Genomic DNA, 17,338 nt, shown 5'->3' with positions numbered 1-17,338 from the left:
GGAGAGCTGGCGCCTGCGCACCCACGCCCAGACGGCCGGCGTGACGCTGACGGCGCAGCAGCCGGAGAACAACATCGTGCGCGTGGCCTACCAGGCGATGGCGGCGGTGCTGGGCGGCACGCAGTCGCTGCACACCAACTCCATGGACGAGACGCTGGCGCTGCCCACGGAGAAGGCGGTGCAGATCGCGCTGCGCACCCAGCAGATCCTGGCGCACGAGACGGGCGTCGCGAACACGATCGACCCGCTGGCCGGCTCCTACTACCTGGAAGCGCTCACCGACCAGATGGAGGCCGAGGCGGAGGCGATCTTCGCCGAGATCGACGGGATGGGCGGAGTGGTGCCGGGGATCGAGCGCGGCTACTTCCAGCAGCAGATCGCGCGCTCGGCCATGCGCCAGCAGATCGAGATCGAGCGCAACGAGCGTGTGATCGTGGGGGTGAACGACTATACGATCGAGGGCGAGAAGATCGACATCCCGCTCCTCAAGGTGACCGAGGAGGCCGAGCGCCGCCAGCGCGAGCGCATGGCCGCCATGCGCGCCCGCCGTGACCAGGCCGAGGTCGACCGCACGCTCCAGGTTCTCCAGGACTCCGCCCGCGCCGGCGAGAACGTCGTCCCGGCGATGCTGGATGCGGTCCGCGCCTACGCCACTCTCCACGAGATCCGCCACTCGATGGAAGCGGTGTTCGGGGCGTACCAGGAGCCGGTCTTCTTTTGATGCATCGTAAAAGATCTCACACAGAGACACAGAGACACAGAGAGAACTGCAGAAGGTGCTCTCTGTTGTTCTTCCTCTGTGTCTCTGTGTCTCTGTGTGAGGCTGCAGTTCCTCGTTACCCCAGTGCCCGCCCCAGCGCCTCCACGCAGAATCCGGTGGTCAGCTCTTCCGATCCCCACCCGTAGTACTTCTTCGGCCCCCCGTAGTACATCGCCGTAGCGGCCCACTCGCCATTGCCGCCCTGCCGGCGGAGGAGGTACGCGATGGCGCCCTCCAGCTCGGGGGGCGCGGCGCCCCAGGCCAGCAGGGCGCAGGCCGCGAGCGCGGTGTCCAGCTCCGTGTCGCCGATGGCACCCTCAGGACGGCTGTGCGCGACGATCCTGCGGATGCACTCGTCCCGGAGCGGAGCGAGCGAGGTGACGCCCTCGCGCCATGCCCGCGCGACGGTGTAGTAGAAGGTGAAGCGGTTGAGGTGCCACTTGTCGCAGCGGTCTTCGCGGCCCTCCGCCAGCACGGCGGCCAGGTACCGCGCCACCGGCCGCGCCTCGGGACGCTCGCCCAGGTACAGGAGGACGTTCGCGTTGACGATGCCGTCGACGTCGTCCGGGGCGCACTCGTTGAGCTTCCAGAAATGGTACGCCTTCAGCGGATTGGCCCACTGCCAGAGCGCCACACGCCACCACGCCGGGGAGAGCGGCGCACGGCGGCGCGGCGCGAACCAGGTGTGGAAGCACCCCGCGGCGTCGCGGTTCGCCAGGATGAGCCGCTCGTTGTCGGGGAACGGCACCCCCTCCCGCCGCAGCACGTACGATGCGCACGCCACGTCGTCCAGGTCCGCGGGGATCACGGAGTGGTACGGGTGCGCACGCGTCCAGTAGCGCCACATCCCCGGCCCCTCCATCTCCGCCAGCAGAAAGGCCGCCGCGCGCTTCCTGATCTCCCGCGAAGCCGCCGAGTCCACGAAGCCGAGCGAGTACGCGATCAGCGCCGTGGGAAACGGGGAGCTGTCGAATTCCCGCCCGGTGGCGAGCGTCGCGTCGGTCGATCGGTAGGAGGGAAGCTCGCCGGAGGGAAGCTGGCGCGACTGGAGGAAGCCGGTAGCGCGCTCGACGGCTTCCCGCACCGCGTCACTCCCAGTCGACATCGATCGTCACCAGCATCTGGACGGTGGCGGAGTAGTTGCCTACCAGGCTGGGCGCGGACCGGATGCGCAGCGTGTGGGGCGCGCCGGTCCAGCCGTACGTCGCCAGCGCCGTCGTGGTGCCCGCGTCCAGCACGAAGGCGCGCAGCTGGTACTGCCCGGCGGCCAGCGGAAGGCGGGGCACCACGCAGCGCAGCTCGCCGGTGCCGGAAGCCAGCGGCCGCGCGGCGGGCGACATCGCGCCGGTCACGCACACCCACCCGTCGGCCGTCCAGATGCTGAACCCCCACAACACCGTGGCGGGCTCCGCGGCACGGTAGCGCAGCGCGAGGTGCGCCTCTCCGCCCGCTTGGAGCTCGCCCCCGTCCGCCGCGGCCACGGCGACGCTCTCTATGACCACGGGGTTCGCCGCGTCGGGCGCGGGCACGGCATCGCCGGAGCTCCCGGATTCGCGCGGCTCCAGGTAGCGGGCGAGCGTCTCCACCGCGGTGCCCGCAAAGGTCACGCGCCCCGCCTCCAGCAGGATCCCGCTCCGGCAGATCGCCTGGAGCTGGTACGCGCTGTGGGAGACGAAGACCAGGGCGCCACCGCCGTCCAGGTACCTCTGCATGTGCTGGATGCACTTGCGCTGGTAGGCGAGGTCCCCCACTGCGAGCACCTCGTCCACCAGGAGCACGTCCGGCTCCAGGTGCGCCGCCACCGCGTAGGCGAGACGCGCCTGCATCCCCGAGCTGTAGAACTGGAGCGGCACGTCCATCGTGGCGTCGTCCAGCCCCGCGAAGTCGGCGATCTCGTCCATCAGCTTCGCCGCCCGCCTCCGCGAAAATCCGTGCAGCGCCGCGTTGAGCCCCGCGTTCTCGCGCCCGGTGAGGGTGGGATCGAACCCCGTGCCGAGCTCGATCAGCGCCCCCACCCGCCCGCCCAGCGTCACCCGCCCCCCGTCCGGCTTCACCAGCCCGTACAGCACCTTGAGGAGCGTGCTCTTCCCCGCCCCGTTGGCGCCCACCACGGCGAGCGCTTCGCCCGGGCGCACATCGAACGAGACGTCGAGCAGCGCCCAGAACTCGCCGGGGCGAAGCTCCGCCGAGCGCGATGCGCGGGGCACCAGCTCCCGGGCGATGTCGCGCACGCCGTACCACTGCGCCCGCCGCAGGTTGCGGCACAGCTTCTTGGACAGCCCTTCCGCGGAGATCGCGAGCGCCGTCACGCGCCCGAGGGGGCGCGGAGCGACGCGTGCAGCTCGTTCAGCCCGCGGTAGTTGGGCGACGGCGCATACGTGACGGCGGAGAGCGGTCGGGTCGCGCGGAAGTGCGGCGCGCGGGTGAGGATCGCCTCCACGGCCGCCCGCACCTGGAGGCGCGCCAGGCGGGAGCCGGGGCAGAAGTGCGGCCCCGCGCCAAAGGTGAGGTGGGGATTGGGGGCACGCCGCAGGGAGAGGCGGTTCGGGTCCGGAAAGCGCCGGGGATCGCGGTTGGCGGCGCCCACGCAGAGCCTCACCTCCGCGCCCGCGGGGATCGCCGTGCCGGCGAGCTCGGCGCCCGGGCGCGCCACGCGCCACACGAGCACCTCCGGCGGCTCCAGCCTCGCCACCTCGTCCACCATGGCGGCGATGAGCGACGGATCGGCGCTCAGCTCCGCCCTCAGGGCCGGGTCGCGGAGCAGGTAGAGCGCGCACGACGAGACGAGCCGCCCCGTGGTGGTGGTGCCCGCCACCCAGAACAGCTTGAGGAGCCCTGCAGCCGCCTCGGGCGCGAAAGCCGCGCCGTGCAGCCCCGCGGCCACCGATGCCGCGGGAGGCGCGGCGGCCTGCTCGCGGGCCCAGGCGTCCAGCTCGCGGAACTGCTCCTCCTGCTCCCCCGCTCCGTACCGCCCCAGCCGCGCCCGCAGCGCCTCGCATGCGGAGGCGTCCAGCCCCAGCAGCGCGCCCGCCATCCGCTCCACCAGCGGCGCCGCGAAGTCGCGCACCAGCTCCACCTCGTCCCTATCTGAAAGCTCGTCCACGAGCCCGGCCGCGAAGCCGCGCGCCCGCTCCTCCAGCCCCGCCGTGGCCGACGCGCTGAAGAACGGCGCGGTGGAGCGGCGCACCGCGGTGTGCGCGGGGGGGTCCGCCTCGTTCAGGACCGGGTCGAAGCGCACGGGCTGGTGGACGCTGGAGAAGTGCTCCGGGTCCTTGAACGCGCTCGCCACCTCGTCGTAGCCGAGCACCAGCCACAGCTTCTGCCGCGGGAGGAAGTGCACCGGCCCCTTTTCGCGCAGCGCGGCGTAGCGCGGAAAGGGGTCGTGCAGCAAGGCGGGGTCGGTGAGGTCCACCGCGTCCGGCGCGGGCACGCCGGCGAAGCGGCGCCGCAGCCGGGCGATCAGCCGCACCGCGCGATCGGGGTACCTCATACCGTTTCTAACGAATCCCTGTGCATTGAAGGAAATGGTCTCACGCGAAGGCGCGAAGGCGCAAAGAAAGTACTTCCGTGTGTCCTTTTCTTCGCGTCTTCGCGCCTTTGCGTGATTGGCATTTGGCAGGGGGCGTGCGGCCGTGGAGCGGGAAGCTACGTGCCCGTCCCACGGCGCGACAGGCGGAGCTACAGCCGCGAGATCAGGTGGGGGCGCGCGAGACGATAGCAGAGCCACCCCATCGCCAGCGCGACCAGGCTCGCCGCCACCACCGGCACGAACCCCACGGCGGGAGCGGGCGCGCCGCCGGTGAGCCACTCGCGAGTGGTGGAGAGAAGCGGGGCCACCGGGTTCGCCACCCGCAGCACGGCGGCGGGGCCGGCCCGGGGGAGCGGATACAGCACCGGCGTGAGGAAGAAGAGGACGCTCGTGGCCAGGGTGAGCGCGCGCGAGACGTCCGCGTACAGCAGCCCCAACGGCGCCAGCAGGAGCCCCGCCGCGAACCCGAGGAGAAGGAGAGCCGCCACTCCCACCGGGGCGAGCAGCAGCGAAGCCGCCGGTGCTCCGCCGAACCACGCGAAGACGGGGAGCAGTACGAGCGCGCGAACCGCGAAGTTGAAGAGCACCTCGATGGCGCCGGCCAGGAGAAAGGCCTCGTGCGGAATGCGGCTCTTGCCCAGGATGGCGCGCGAGCCGGAAAGCTGCGCGAGCGGCGCGTTGAGCGCGTCCACGAAGAGCTGCCAGAGCACCGTGCCCGCCAGCACGAAGATCGGGTACGGAACGCGGGTGCCGCCCACCCGCAGCACCTGCGCGGCGTTCAGGGCCACCCACACGCCGGTGGTGGCCAGGGGCGGCAGCACCAGCCAGAGGTAGCCCAGCAGGCTGCGCCGGTACCCCGCCTGCAGCCGGCGCACGAAAAGCTGCCACGCCACCGGACCCGCCACGCGCAGGTCGCGCCGCATCTCAGCGGCGAACGAGCCCGCGGCGCGAAGCTGCGGCTCGGCGGAGTAGGTGACCTCCGCGACCACCCGTCCGCCGCCGTGTTCAACCACCGGGAGCCCGCAGCAGCCTCCGCCGCACCCCCCACCACAGCGGGCGCGCGATCCGGAACACGTCGCCCACCTGCCGCAGGATGGGCCCGGCGAAGACCAGCAAGTGCACCGCGAGGAGCGGAACGAACCGCGCGTCCCTCAGCGCCAGCACGAGAGCGAAGGCGGGCGCGGGCAGGCTCCGGTAGAACGCCAGCAGCGGGATGTACGCCGTCCGCTCCGCCGGCGCGGGATCGGCGAAGGTGACGCGCCACATGCCCATCGCCCGCAGGAGCTGCATCAGGGCGAAGTACGCCACGAACGCGAGCACCGGCACCGGGATCACCGGGAAGAGAGCCACGCCCGCCGCGCCCAGCGCCACCAGCTCGGCCGGGAACACGGCACGCCGCACGAAAGCCGCGGAGCTGCCGGAGCCGTGCCTCGTCACGAAAGTGGCGACCCCCGCCCGCCGGTCGTTTGCCTCGTCGGTACGCTGGTGGTAGACGATGCCGCGCACCCCCACGAAGAACGCCCACGCCGTCAGCACCAGCGGAAGGGGCGCCCACACCGGCGCCCCCGCCGCCTGCGCGAACAGCGCCACGCAGAACAGCGTCGGAAGCGCGTGCGTGTGCAGCGCGTCCGCAGCGAGCCCCCACCCGCCGCGCTCCTTGAGCCGCAGCGGATGCAACGCGTACACCGGCTGCAGCGCCGCGATCACCGTCAGCAGCTCCAGCATCCGCGCCGAAAGCCCCGCCCCCACCCACGCGCCGAACCCGCACGCCAGGAACGCCGCGGCGATCGCCCCGCGCCACACCAGCGAAACGCCGCGCCAGCGGTCCGGCTTCCCCGCCACGGCGTCCTGCTCCGCGTCGCCGATGTCGTTGATGAGATGCGCGTACGCCGCGATGCAGACGATGGAGAGGATGAGGCGCGCCACCGCCGGGTACGCGACGGCCGGCCCGACCGCGTAGAACGCGATCGAAGCGTACGCCGCCGCAAGAAGCGGAAGGAGGTGGTACAGCCACCAGTCGTCCGCGCGGACGAGGTGCAGGACGCCGGCGCGCGCCGTCACCCTCACGAGAACCGCCCGTCGTAATACCTCATGAGACTCCGCGGAGCTGTCCGGCACGAACCAGCGGTGCGGCGAGAACGATCTTCATCTGGCGGGAACGGGCGGGACGGAGGCGCGTGCGGAGGGAGAGGCCGCGGGGAGCGGCGGGCAGGTGTACAAGGATCGTCTCATGATGCGTCCGTGTCAACGGTCGCGCGCCGGGTTGCGCGGGCGGGGGCGGCGGTGTCTTGTTAAGCGGAGGTGCACGCCCGCCCGGCTCCGCACCCGCAAACCCTCACCAGGCCCATTCTTGAGCGTCCCGAGCCCCTCGCAGACCCAGCCGCTGATCCACATCTACGCCGACGAATCGTGCCTGGGCAACCAGTTCAAGGACAGGGCGCGTCCCGGCGGCGCCGCGGGCCTGGTGGAGTTCTTCCACCCCGAGCGCGGCTGGGTGCGGCGCGACTTCTGGCTTTCGGAGCCGGACACCACCAACAACCGCATGGCCATCCGCAGCGCCATCCTCCCGCTGGCGGCGCTCAAGGCCGCGTCGCGCGTGGTGTTCACCACCGACAGCCGCTACCTGGTGGACGGAATGACGCAGTGGGTGCACGGGTGGGCCGCCCGCGGCTGGACTCGCAAGACGGGGGAGATCGAGAACCTGGAGCAGTGGAAGGAGCTGCTGCGCACGGCGGTGCGCCACAAGATCATGTGGCGCTGGGTGAAGGGCCACGCGGGCCATCCGCAGAACGAGTACGCCAACGACCTCGCCATCCGCGCCGCCACCAAGCAGCTCAACAGCGGTGGCCTGGTGGAATCCGGCTTCGACGACTGGATCGCGAAGCAGCAGGAGCGCGACAAGTTCCTCGACTTCTTCGCCATCCCCCCCGACGAAGCCGGCTTCAAGCCCGCGCGCGCCCTGCCGCGGGGCTGACCCGGGCTCACCGGAACAGAAAGGCCCCGCCTCCTCAAAAGGGAGCTGGGCCTCAGATCGCGCGTGTTTGGTTGCTGCGGAAGATCAGGCGCCGAGCACGACGATCCCGTGTCTCCGGAGCGTCGCGGCGGCGGCTTCGTCGATCGCCTTCATCTGCTGCTGGAACTCGGAAAAACGGGCACGGTGCGTTGCGCGCTGCTCATCCCCGATCATCGAGGAATCGGCGAGTGCCTGAAGCCTCCGCAGCTCCCGCAGCCGGGCATTCCTGGCTTCAGTGGTCATCGTACTCGTCCTCGTCGGCCGCATTTTCCGCATTCGGTTCCGTGGCGACCCCAAGTACCTGCTCCCTCTCTACCTTGATGAGGCCATTCACAGTCTGTACCAAAGTATTATGACCGCCCTCCAGATTGTCAACGCGCACCGCCAGGTCGCTGATCAGCTTACTCTGGACCGGGGTCTGCGCCATCCGTGCTTTCTGTAGCGTCTCAACGATCACTCCCTCCTTGCCCAGCGAGATCTTGAGGTCGCGAGGCTCCTCCCTCCACTTGCCGCGCCAGAAGAAAGCGAACAGGAAGTACGCTACCCGGTGCAGGATGTTGCCTATCAGGACAGCGAGAACGAGGCACAGCAGGATCTCGGCGAGGTAAACCGCCGTTCGTCCCATTCCGCGCGCCGGCTCCCAAGACGGAACCAGCGGGTCGATGATCGAGTTGACGGGATCGCTCTTGGCATTCGCGGCGCGGCGTCCAGGCGTCGTCGACGTATCCTGCCCCGCCCGCTGCGCGGGTCCCGTCTGCTCCGTGCCGCCTCTGGACGGAGTGGAAGTCGGTCGCGGGGCGGAGGGCTGCGGGTTGAGTGCCATGCGCTTCACGTCCTTACCGCGCCCTATCCGCCGAACCCGCGCAGCGACACCGCCACACCCGGAAACGCCGCCAGCACCTTCTGGTCATTCGTGACGAGCGGCGCGCCCGTGGCCTGCGCGAGCACGACGAACTCGCAATCGTACGGCGAGCACCCGGATGCGACCGCGAGTGCGAGCGCCCGCTGCGGGATGGGGCGCTCCGCGGTGCGCACCAGAACTTCGGCCTCGGAATAGGCCTCGTCCGCGAGAGCATGGGAGAGAACTCGCGTCCGGACCGAGAGCCAGAGCACGTTCAGGAACTCGCTCTGCCAGAGGGGTGGAGCGAGCCACTCCTCATCGATCTCCAGCACCCGCTGCGCATCCATGGTGAACGGCCCCGCGATCAGCAAATACGCGATCAGGTTGGTATCGGCGACGATCACGGACGCCCCGTGTTGATCGCTTCTTCTATCAATTCCGGCGTCAGGGGCTTGCCGTGCTGCCGTGCAACGAACGCGCGGGCACGCTCGAGCTTAGTCCCGCCCGTCGGCGACGGCGTATTTCGCAGCCCTTCCGAAAGCGGAGGAAAAGCCTCGCCCTCGGGTTTGCGGTGTTCGTCTGGCGCGAGCCCTTCGGGTATGTCGTTGATCGTGAGATCCGCCATTGCTCCTCCTCGGTGGGGGCGGGTATGATCCACCCTAACCACAACAGAACACCCCGTCAAGCGCTACGGCCCCAAGTGCGCGCACAATGCGCCAGCGGCCGTCCCCATATGGACTTAGGGCGTCAGCCGGGGTGCGCTACCGCTCCGAAGATGCGCTCGAAGCTGCGCACGGCAGCGGCCTCAACGTCGGGCATGGGGACGGGGCGGCCGAGTTCGCCTGAGATGGAGCCGACGCCGTGGGCGCGGATGCCGCACGGGACGATGGTGCCGAAGAAGGAGAGGTCCGTGCTGACGTTCAGCGCGAAGCCATGGCTCGTGATCCAGCCGGAGGAGACGCGCACGCCGATCGCGGCCAGCTTGCGGTCCTCCACCCACACGCCCGTCAACCCGTCCTTGCGCCCGCCCTCCAGCCCGAACTCGGCGAGGACGCCGATCAGCGCCTCCTCCAGGTCACGGAGGTAGCGGTGCAGGTCGCAGCGGTCCGGCTTCAGGTCCAGGATCGGGTAGCCGACGAGCTGGCCGGGGCCGTGGTAGGTCACGTCCCCGCCTCGCCCCGTCTCGAACAGCTCTATCCCCCGCTCCGCCCGCTCCTGCGGCGAGACCAGCACGTGCTCGTCGTGCGAACCGCTGCCGAGCGTGATGACGTGCGGGTGCTCCAGCAGCAGGAGCGTGTCGGGGATCTCGCCCGCGCGCCGCTGCGCCACCAACCCGGCCTGCAGCGCAAGCGCGTCCGCGTACGAGACAGTGCCCAGGCGGCTTACCGCGAGTGTACGCGTCAGATCCTGCATGATCCTCTCAGAACGAAAAAGACAAACAAGCATCACACAGAGACGCGGAGAGAACGACAAGGGCACAGAGAACTCCCTTGTTTGTTCTTTCAGTTTCCTGTGTGGCTCTGTGTGAGCCCATCTGTTCTCCTTTTAAGAAGAAGCGGGGCCCCGGGCAACCCCGGGGCCCCGCTTCTCAAACCGGAAGAGCGCCTACCGCCGCGAGATGAAGATGCGCAGCACGTACCAGAAGAGGAGCGCGACCGACGCAAAGAGCGCGAGCGCGGCGGAGACGTAGCGGTCTTCCGGGTAGGTGTTCATCACCTTGGACGTCTCGTACAGAATGGCGAGGCCCGCGAAGACGACCATCGCCACCGAGAAGAAGGTGCCGAGCTGGAAGCCAAAGATCACGCCGCACACGATCAGCACCAGCGCAGACACACCCATCCAGCGCAGCGCGCTGCCCAGGAAGGTGAAGTCCTTGCCGCTGTACATGGCCACCAACGTCAGCCCCGCGAAGCCCACCAGCGTCGCCACGGCCGCGCTGCCGATGGCACCCGGCGCGGAGTACTCGGCGATCACCAGGAGCGGGACGAAGAAGATGGCCTCGGCCACCACGTAGCCGGCGAGCGCCGCGTACTGGCCCGCCTTCGACTCCGAGCGCGCGGCCATCCCGCTGAACAGCCACCCGGCCACCATCAGGCCGCCGATCACCAGCAGCCAGCTCACCCCGAGCATTGCCTGCGCCATCGGGTAGGCGAGGCCGGCGCGGAAGAAGAACGTCTCCACCGCCGCGAAGCCCAGGATGGCGACAAGGAGGTGCTTGTAGGTGCGCGAGATGAAGGTCTGACGCCGCGCGGCGTCGAGCCCGGATACCGCTGGAAACGGCGTGGTGAAATCGTTCATCTGGATGGGTCTCTCACGGAAGAATGAGGAAGCTGGCTCCGGCGGGAGCCCGGCGGCGGGTCCCAAAGGATAAACACGAACGGCGCGGCGCACAAGCGAAACGGGAGGCCGGCGCACCCGCGCCGGCCTCCCGCACACCCATCCGCCGGAGCCGCTCAGCCGTTCTCGCTGGCGCTCTCCATCAGCTCCTTGACGCGGGCGAGGAACTGGTCGCCGTCCGCGCCGTTGACCAGGCGGTGGTCGTAGCCGAGGGAGATGAAGCCGCGCTTGCGGGCGACGATCGCGTGGCTTCCGAACTCGTCCGTCACCACGGCCGGGCGCATCTCCACGCCGCCGACGCCCATGATGGCCACCTGCGGCTGGTTGATGATGGGGAAGCCGATGGTGGTGCCAAAGATTCCCGGGTTGGTGATGGTGAAGGTGCCGCCCTGGATCTCTTCCGGCTTGAGCTGGCGGTTGCGCGCGCGCGTCGCCAGGTCGTTGATGCGGCGCGCCAGCCCCACGAGCGACAGGTCGTCCGCGCCGCGCACCACGGGCACGATCAGCCCGTTCTCGATGGCCACGGCGATCCCCACGTTCACGTCGGCGCGGTAGATGACGTCCGTGCCGCTGATGGTGGCGTTGAGCTTGGGATGCTCGCGCAGCGCCTGCGCCACCGCCTTCGCGATGAAGTGCGTGTAGGTGACCTTGACCCCCGCCTCGGCCCAGGCGCGCTTCGACTTGGCGCGCACCTGGTCGATCCGCGAGTAGTCCACCTCGAAGTAAGAGTGCACGTGCGGCGAGATGCGCCGCGAGAGCACCATGTTCTGCGCGATGATCTGCGTGATGCGGCTCATCGGCTCCACGCGGTCGTTGGGCCCGGCGGTGACGGCCGGGTGCTCCACGCGCGTGTAGAACTCGTCCCATCCGAAGCCCTCGCCGTCCTCGCGCGGCGCGGCGGGGCGCTTGGGCGGCTGCTGGGCCGGCGCGGCGCCAGCGGTCGCGGGCTGCGCGCTGGGCGCGGCGACCGGAGCCGACGCCTTCTCCTCCACGAAGCGCAGTATGTCGTCCTTGGTGACGCGGCCCGCGCGCCCGGTGCCGGGAACGGCGCTGACCTCCACCCCGTGCTCCGCGGCGATCTTGCGGACGAGCGGCGTGCTCTTGCGGCGCAGGCGCTCCTCCGCCGTCTCGGGACCGCCGTCGTGGGCGGGCGCCATTGGAGCCGGGTCCTCGGAAGCCGAGCGGCCGTCCGCGGGAGCCCCCGCGCCGCCGCCCGTCTCCGGCTGGCCCACGGAGGACTCGGGGAGCGTGGTCGCCGTCTCGCCGGGGACGCCGGCCGCGGGCTCGCCCGCCGCGGCGGGCGCAGGGGCCGAAGCAGCGGCACCGGCGGCCGCGTTCACGTCCGTCTCGATGTACGCGACGATGGTCCCCACCTCCACGGTCTGGCCTTCCTGCACCACGACCTCGGTGAGGATGCCGGCCGCGGGGGACGGGATCTCGGCGTCCACCTTGTCGGTGGCGATCTCCATGATGGGCTCGTCGCGCTCCACCTTGTCGCCCACCTTCTTGAGCCACACCGACACGGTGCCCTCGGCGATGGACTCGCCCATCTGGGGCATCGGGACTTCGATACGGGCCATGGTTTAGATCCGGTACGGTGCAGGTTAGTAAGTGCCGAGTGGTGAAGTGCTAAGTGCTAAGTGCTGAACTGCAGGTCGGTTAGCACTTAGCACTTAGCACTTAGGACTAGTAGTTCGCCAGGTGCCGCGCCGCCTTCACGATGTCCTCCGTCTGCGGGAGGAAGTAGTCCTCCAGCGGCGGGGAGTACGGGATGGGGGCGTCGAGGGCCGTGACGCGCAGGATGGGCGCGTCCAGCCACTCGAAGGCCTTCTCGTTCACCCGCATCGCGATCTCGCCGGCGATGCCGCCGGTGCGGGTGTCCTCGTGGACGACCAGGAGGCGGTTCGTCTTCCTGACCGACTCCAGGATCGCGTCCTCGTCCAGCGGCAGGAGGGTGCGCAGGTCGATGATCTCCACCGACAGGCCGTCCTCCTTTTCCAGGATCTCGGCCGCTTCCTCGCTCTTGTGCACCATCGCAGCGTAGGTGACGATGGTGAGGTCCTTCCCCTCGCGGTGCGTGCGCGCCTTGCCGATGGGGACGATGTAGTCCTCCGCCGGGAGCACCTCGCGAAGCTGCGGGCGGCGGTACAGCCACTTGTGCTCGAAGAAGAGCACCGGGTCGTCGTCGCGGATGGCGGCCTTGATGAGGCCCTTGGCGTCGCGCGCGGTGGCCGGGTACACGATCTTGAGGCCCGGCGTGTGAAAGAAAGCAGCTTCCGGGTTCTGCGAGTGGAACGGGCCCCCGCGCACGTATCCGCCGGACGGGCCGCGGATGACGATGGGCTGCGGGCCGGAGCCCCGGTAGCGCGACGTGGCCACGTAGTTGGTGATCATGTCGTACGCGCACGAGATGAAGTCGATGAACTGCATCTCAATCACCGGGCGCATCCCCACGTGCGCCGCGCCGGCCGCCGCCCCCGTGAAGCCGATCTCGGAGATGGGGGTGTCGATCACGCGCGGGGCGCCGAAGTACTGCTGCATCCCCTCGGTGACCTTGAAGGCGCCGCCGTACGCCCCGATGTCCTCGCCCATCAGGAAGACGCGCTCGTCGCGCTCCATCTCTTCCCAGATCCCCTCGCGGATCGCCTCCAGCAGGGTGACGGGCTTGCCCTGCTCGGACATGCGGGCCGCTTCCGGCTTCTCGTTGACCACGGTCGACATCGAAGTGCTCAGGCCTGGGTGGGGTCGGCGGGGGTGTGGCGCGTCCAGGGGGCACGCACCGGCCCGTCCGCGTACACGTCGGTCAGCGCCTCCTCCGGCTCCGGGAGGGGCGACGTCTCGGCTTCGGCGATGGTGGCGTCCAGCTCCGCGTCGATCCGCTCGTCGATGGCACGCAGCTCGTCGGCCGTCGCCCAGCCGTTCTCCTTGAGCGCCACGATGTAGCGGTCGATCGGGTCGTTGGTCGCGGCCCAGCGGTCGATCTCGGCCGGGTCGACGTAGCTCTGGTTGTCGTGCTGCGCGTGGCCCTTGCGGCGGTACGTCATCACCTCGATGAGCGTGACCCCCTCGCCGGCGCGCGCGCGGTCCACGGCGCGTTTCGCGGCACCGTAGACGGCCAGCATGTCGTTGCCGTCTACCTTCTCCGCCGCCACGCCATAGCCGGGCGCCTTGTCGACGAACGACTTGGCGGCGGTCTGCAGGCGGGTGGGGGTGGTGTAGGCCCACTGGTTGTTCTCCACGATCACCACCAGCGGGCAGCGCTGCACGGCCGCGAAGTTGATCCCCTCGTGGAAGGCGCCGGTGGAGGTGGCGCCGTCGCCGATGTAGACCATCCCCACCCGGTCCTCGCCGCGCTGCTTGAAGGTGAGCGTCACCCCCGCCATCACCGGCACCAGGTCGCCCAGCGGCGAGATCTGCCCGATGAAGCCGCGCTGGTAGTCGGTGAAGTGGATGTTCAGCTCCTTGCCGCGCGCCGGCGAGTCGCCCTTGGCCATGTACTGCCGCACCACCTCGGCCGGCGTGGCGCCCACGGTGATCATGGAGCCCAGGTTGCGGATCAGCGGCGAGAGCATGTCGCCCGTACCGTCCGTGCGGCGCCGCAGCGCGAACGCCGATGCCACCGACTCGCCCTCCTGCCCCAGCGAGCGGAAGAGCCCCCCCACCACCTTGCTCTGCCGGAAGAGGTTCTCGAGCTTCTCCTCCAGCGAGCGGGTGAGCCGCACCAGCCGGTACATCTCCAGGAGCTGCTCGCGTGTGAGCCCGTGCGGGATCGCGGCGGCGGGGGGCGACTTGGTCTTGCTTGCCATGAATGCCAAAGTTCCAACAGCATTTCACACGGAGACCGCGGAGAAGAACGGAAAGCCGCAGAAAACCCCTCTGCCGTTCTTCCTCTGTGTCTCTGTGTCTCTGTGTGAAACCGCTGTTACAAGGATGCGGTTCGAAGCACGACAACTTGGCGCGCGCCCCCCGGCGCCGTCAACCCAAAGCAAAGCGGCGGAAGCCCGGGCCTCCGCCGCTCCGTTTTCATGCGCGCGCGCCGCTCAGCCCGGTCCGGGGATGGTGCGCTCGGTCGGCTGCGGCCTGGGCGTGCCGCCCGGAGGCGTGAGCGTGCGCCCGTTCGGATCGAACTTCCACACTCGTCCCGCGCGGATCCGCTCGCCCCAGGTGGGGATGGGGTCGAAGGGGTGCCCGTGCTTCCGGTCCAGGTAGAAGTTGGCGATCTTGGACGCCAGCGGCGCCGCCGCGTCGCCGTGCAGGCCGAACTCCACGATGGTCGCCACCACGATCTCCGGCTCCTTGCCGGGCACGCCCGCGAAGCCCACGAACCAGCCGTGGTCCGGATTCGGCTTGTTCTGCGCCGTCCCCGTCTTGCCGTAGAGCTTGTAGCGCTCCAGCGAGCTCTGCACCGCCGTGCCGTCCTCCTCCGTCACCAGCTGCAGCCCGCTCCAGATTGACTCCAGCCCCTTGGTGTCCAGCCGCAGGTCGATCGACTGGCGCTTCGAGTTCTCGTCGTTGACCACCAGGTGCGGGGCGATGCCGGTGCCGTTGCCCGCCATGGCGGCGTAGAATTGCGCCATGTTGATGACCGTCTGCGAGTTGGCGCCCTGCCCGATGGCGAAGCTCATGATCTCCGACGGCGCCACGTGCCCCTGCCGCCTGCGCAGGGCCGCCACGCTGCGCGGGAAGATGGGCCGCACCTCTCCCGGAATGTCGATCCCGGTCTTGCGGTTGAAGCCCATCCGCGTCCCTTCCGCCAGTAGCGTCTCCAGCCCCATGCGGATGCCGAGCTGGTAGAAGTACACGTTGCAGCTCTTCTCGATGGCGTGCGCCAGGTCCAGGTTTCCGTGGCCGCGGGCGTAGTGGCATCGGGCGTAGCGCCCCATGTACGCCATGCCGCCCGTGCACGCGATGGGCATGTGCGTGGTGCCCGTCACCAGCCCGCGCTGCACCCCCATCACCGCCGTCGCCAGCTTCCAGGTGGATGCGGGCGGGTAGATGGCGTTGATGGCGCGGTTGAGGAGCGGCTTGCGCGGGTCGGTGTTCAGCTCCTTCCACAGCACCGGCGGAATGCGCCCCACGAAGGAGTTCGGGTCGTACGTCGGGTTGCTGTACAGCGCCAGGATCTCGCCGGTCGACGGCACCATCGCCACCACGGCGCCGTTCATGGTGTCCGGGAAGATCTCGTGCACGTACTGCTGCAGCGCCAGGTCGATGGTAAGCTTGAGCTGCCCGCCCGGCTTGGGCGCCAGCGCGCCGACGGACGAAGTGGGGTTCACCACGCGCCCCTTGGCGTCCACCTCCACGTAGCGCGCGCCGTCCTCGCCGGTGAGCTGAAGCTCGTACTGCTTCTCCATCCCCGCCTGGCCGATCAGCCGCCCCTGCCGGTAGCCGGCCTCCTTGTACTCGGGAAGCTCCAGCTGCTCCTTGGTGATCTCGGTCACGTAGCCGATCATGTGGCCGATGGCCGGCCCAGCCGGGTAGTAGCGCTGCGGCCGCTCCACCACCAGGAGGTTAGGGAACGCGGCGCGGCGCTCCTCGATGGCGGCGGCCTGCGAGTACGTGGCGCGGTTGGTGATCTCCAGCAGGTCGTGCGGGCGCCCGTTGCGCCTCCGCATCATATCCTCCACGTCCGCCTCCGCGAGGCCCAGAAAGGGCATCAGGTCGCGGAGCGTGGTGCGGATGACGCTGGAGTCGCCCGGGAGGACGGCGACGGAGTAGGCGGTCAGGCTGGTGGCCACCACCTCGCCGTTGCGGTCCACGATGGTGCCGCGCGGCGCGGGGATCACGATGGGCCGCAGCCGGTTCTCCTCCGCGCGGATGGCGAACTGCTTTCCGCTCACCACCTGCGTCTGGAAGAACGCGGTGAGCAGGATGCTCAGCACGAACGTCACGGTGAACACGGCCGACAGCGTACGCCGCTGGCGCCCGTCCGTCTGGATCAGCTTCATGGTTGCACTCGGGGTGATCGAGGTGCCGTCTGGCCCGCTCCGGATGCTGCGCGGATGGGGCGGTCCGGCGAGTAATACACCGCATGATCCCGCAAGCTTCGCGCCCGCTCCACCAGCCTGCCGCGTCCGCGCACGACCTCACCGCGCAGCCGCTCCACCACCGCGAACGCCGCGCCGAAGCCCCCCGGCGGCGGCGGCACGGGCGCGTCCTCCTCGTGCCCCGGCGGCCCCCACGCCTCCGCCGCCCAGCGCAGCACCGGATCGCGGGATGGAATGCGTCGCACCGCCTCCCCTCGCCTCGGCCGCGTCTCGCCGTGCAGGAGCAGCAGCGCGGTGCACAGCCGCACCACGTCGTCGCGCACCCGCCGCGCCGCGCCCTCGACGTCGCCCACGCGGAGGAGCGCGGGGACTTCAGCGCCGCCCTCGGCCACACGGTCCAGGAGGCACCCGGTGCACCACACGGCGTCCTCGCGGGTGAACGGAAGGTGGAGCGGCGCGCCGCCCTCCGGCCAGAGCGGGATGCCGTCGTCCAGCGCGTCCACCAGCATCGGCGTGCGGCGCCCGCGCTCCAGGTCCGGCAGCGACACGGACCACACCGTCACCGGCACCCCGCTCCGCTCCGCCACCTCCTCCGCGATGTCCTCCGCCTCCCCCGCCTGCGGCTCCCTGTCCGGCGGCAGCCGCTTGAACACCAGCAGCAGATCGACGTCGGAATCCGGCCGCGCCTCCCTCCTCGCCCGCGATCCGAAGAGGAAGACGCGCCACAGCTCCGCATCGACCTCCCCCCTCACCCGCCGCACCACCTCCCGCGCCGCGGCCAACTGGCGCGGCGTCAGGAATGCGCGGATGTCCGGGTAGGGTGTCATTGCGGGGGTAGGTGGGGCAAGGAGCGGGCCTGTAAGATGGGCGA

General features: G+C 70.0%; 18 protein-coding genes. 2 read left to right on the top strand and 16 right to left on the bottom strand.

The genetic code is table 11. The annotated features are described in order from the left end of the window. The coding region (locus tag VF647_10160; protein ID HEX8452451.1) for a methylmalonyl-CoA mutase family protein at positions 1-721 on the top strand (721 nt) is incomplete at its 5' end. Between the two features lie 115 nt (positions 722-836). Here VF647_10160 and VF647_10155 read toward each other — a convergent pair. The 5 genes from VF647_10155 to VF647_10135 all read right to left on the bottom strand — a co-directional run bounded on the left by VF647_10155 (position 837) and on the right by VF647_10135 (position 6,356). Next, positions 837-1,844, bottom strand: a complete 1,008-nt coding sequence (locus tag VF647_10155; protein ID HEX8452450.1) for a hypothetical protein — start codon at positions 1,842-1,844, stop codon at positions 837-839. Positions 1,845-1,848: 4 nt separating this feature from the next. Further along, positions 1,849-3,069: an ABC transporter ATP-binding protein gene (locus VF647_10150; GenBank protein HEX8452449.1), complete on the bottom strand. Its 1,221-nt coding sequence runs from the start codon at positions 3,067-3,069 to the stop codon at positions 1,849-1,851. Continuing rightward, a complete protein-coding gene (locus VF647_10145; GenBank protein HEX8452448.1) occupies positions 3,066-4,250 on the bottom strand; it encodes a cytochrome P450 in 1,185 nt (394 codons plus the stop codon). Before VF647_10145 ends, VF647_10150 begins: the two co-directional genes overlap by 4 nt. Before the next feature lie 188 nt (positions 4,251-4,438). After that, positions 4,439-5,302, bottom strand: a complete 864-nt coding sequence (locus VF647_10140) for a hypothetical protein (protein HEX8452447.1) — start codon at positions 5,300-5,302, stop codon at positions 4,439-4,441. After that, positions 5,295-6,356 (bottom strand): UbiA family prenyltransferase, encoded by a 1,062-nt coding sequence (locus VF647_10135; protein HEX8452446.1) that lies wholly within the window; start codon positions 6,354-6,356, stop codon positions 5,295-5,297. Before VF647_10135 ends, VF647_10140 begins: the two co-directional genes overlap by 8 nt. A 283-nt stretch (positions 6,357-6,639) precedes the next feature. Here VF647_10135 and VF647_10130 point away from each other — a divergent pair, with 283 nt between their 5' ends. Beyond that, the gene (locus tag VF647_10130; protein HEX8452445.1) at positions 6,640-7,263 is read left to right on the top strand and encodes a ribonuclease H; all 624 of its coding nucleotides are present in this window, start codon (positions 6,640-6,642) and stop codon (positions 7,261-7,263) included. Positions 7,264-7,347: 84 nt separating this feature from the next. Here the strand turns inward: VF647_10130 and VF647_10125 are convergent, their stop codons facing one another. From VF647_10125 to VF647_10075, 11 genes are all read right to left on the bottom strand, one after another. After that, positions 7,348-7,545 (bottom strand): hypothetical protein, encoded by a 198-nt coding sequence (locus tag VF647_10125; GenBank protein HEX8452444.1) that lies wholly within the window; start codon positions 7,543-7,545, stop codon positions 7,348-7,350. Then, the gene (locus VF647_10120) at positions 7,535-8,125 is read right to left on the bottom strand and encodes a hypothetical protein (GenBank protein ID HEX8452443.1); all 591 of its coding nucleotides are present in this window, start codon (positions 8,123-8,125) and stop codon (positions 7,535-7,537) included. Before VF647_10120 ends, VF647_10125 begins: the two co-directional genes overlap by 11 nt. 23 nt (positions 8,126-8,148) lie before the next feature. Further along, positions 8,149-8,547 carry a type II toxin-antitoxin system VapC family toxin gene (locus VF647_10115; protein ID HEX8452442.1) on the bottom strand — a complete coding sequence of 133 codons (399 nt, stop codon included), beginning with the start codon at positions 8,545-8,547 and terminating at the stop codon, positions 8,149-8,151. After that, complete coding sequence (locus VF647_10110) at positions 8,544-8,768, bottom strand: hypothetical protein (GenBank protein HEX8452441.1); 225 nt, start codon at positions 8,766-8,768, stop codon at positions 8,544-8,546. The genes VF647_10115 and VF647_10110 overlap by 4 nt, the downstream gene beginning before the upstream one ends. A 122-nt stretch (positions 8,769-8,890) precedes the next feature. Then, positions 8,891-9,556: a lipoyl(octanoyl) transferase LipB gene (gene lipB, locus VF647_10105; protein HEX8452440.1), complete on the bottom strand. Its 666-nt coding sequence runs from the start codon at positions 9,554-9,556 to the stop codon at positions 8,891-8,893. Between the two features lie 192 nt (positions 9,557-9,748). Next, entirely contained in the window at positions 9,749-10,441 is a 693-nt protein-coding gene (locus VF647_10100) for a Bax inhibitor-1 family protein (protein ID HEX8452439.1), read from the bottom strand. 155 nt (positions 10,442-10,596) lie between these two features. After that, positions 10,597-12,060, bottom strand: coding sequence for a dihydrolipoamide acetyltransferase family protein (locus VF647_10095; protein ID HEX8452438.1), 1,464 nt, complete (start codon positions 12,058-12,060; stop codon positions 10,597-10,599). A gap of 106 nt (positions 12,061-12,166) precedes the next feature. Further along, complete coding sequence (locus VF647_10090) at positions 12,167-13,201, bottom strand: alpha-ketoacid dehydrogenase subunit beta (protein ID HEX8452437.1); 1,035 nt, start codon at positions 13,199-13,201, stop codon at positions 12,167-12,169. Positions 13,202-13,209: 8 nt separating this feature from the next. After that, entirely contained in the window at positions 13,210-14,286 is a 1,077-nt protein-coding gene (locus VF647_10085) for a thiamine pyrophosphate-dependent dehydrogenase E1 component subunit alpha (GenBank protein ID HEX8452436.1), read from the bottom strand. 234 nt (positions 14,287-14,520) lie between these two features. Next, positions 14,521-16,428 carry a penicillin-binding protein 2 gene (gene mrdA / locus VF647_10080; protein HEX8452435.1) on the bottom strand — a complete coding sequence of 636 codons (1,908 nt, stop codon included), beginning with the start codon at positions 16,426-16,428 and terminating at the stop codon, positions 14,521-14,523. Then, positions 16,425-17,294: a nucleotidyltransferase domain-containing protein gene (locus tag VF647_10075; GenBank protein HEX8452434.1), complete on the bottom strand. Its 870-nt coding sequence runs from the start codon at positions 17,292-17,294 to the stop codon at positions 16,425-16,427. The genes mrdA and VF647_10075 overlap by 4 nt, the downstream gene beginning before the upstream one ends. Positions 17,295-17,338: the final 44 nt, after the last annotated feature.

Origin of the sequence: Longimicrobium sp. (assembly GCA_036387335.1) — a bacterium.
Classification (GTDB): Bacteria; Gemmatimonadota; Gemmatimonadetes; order Longimicrobiales; family Longimicrobiaceae; genus Longimicrobium.
This window is presented reverse-complemented; position numbering and strand designations above follow the sequence as displayed.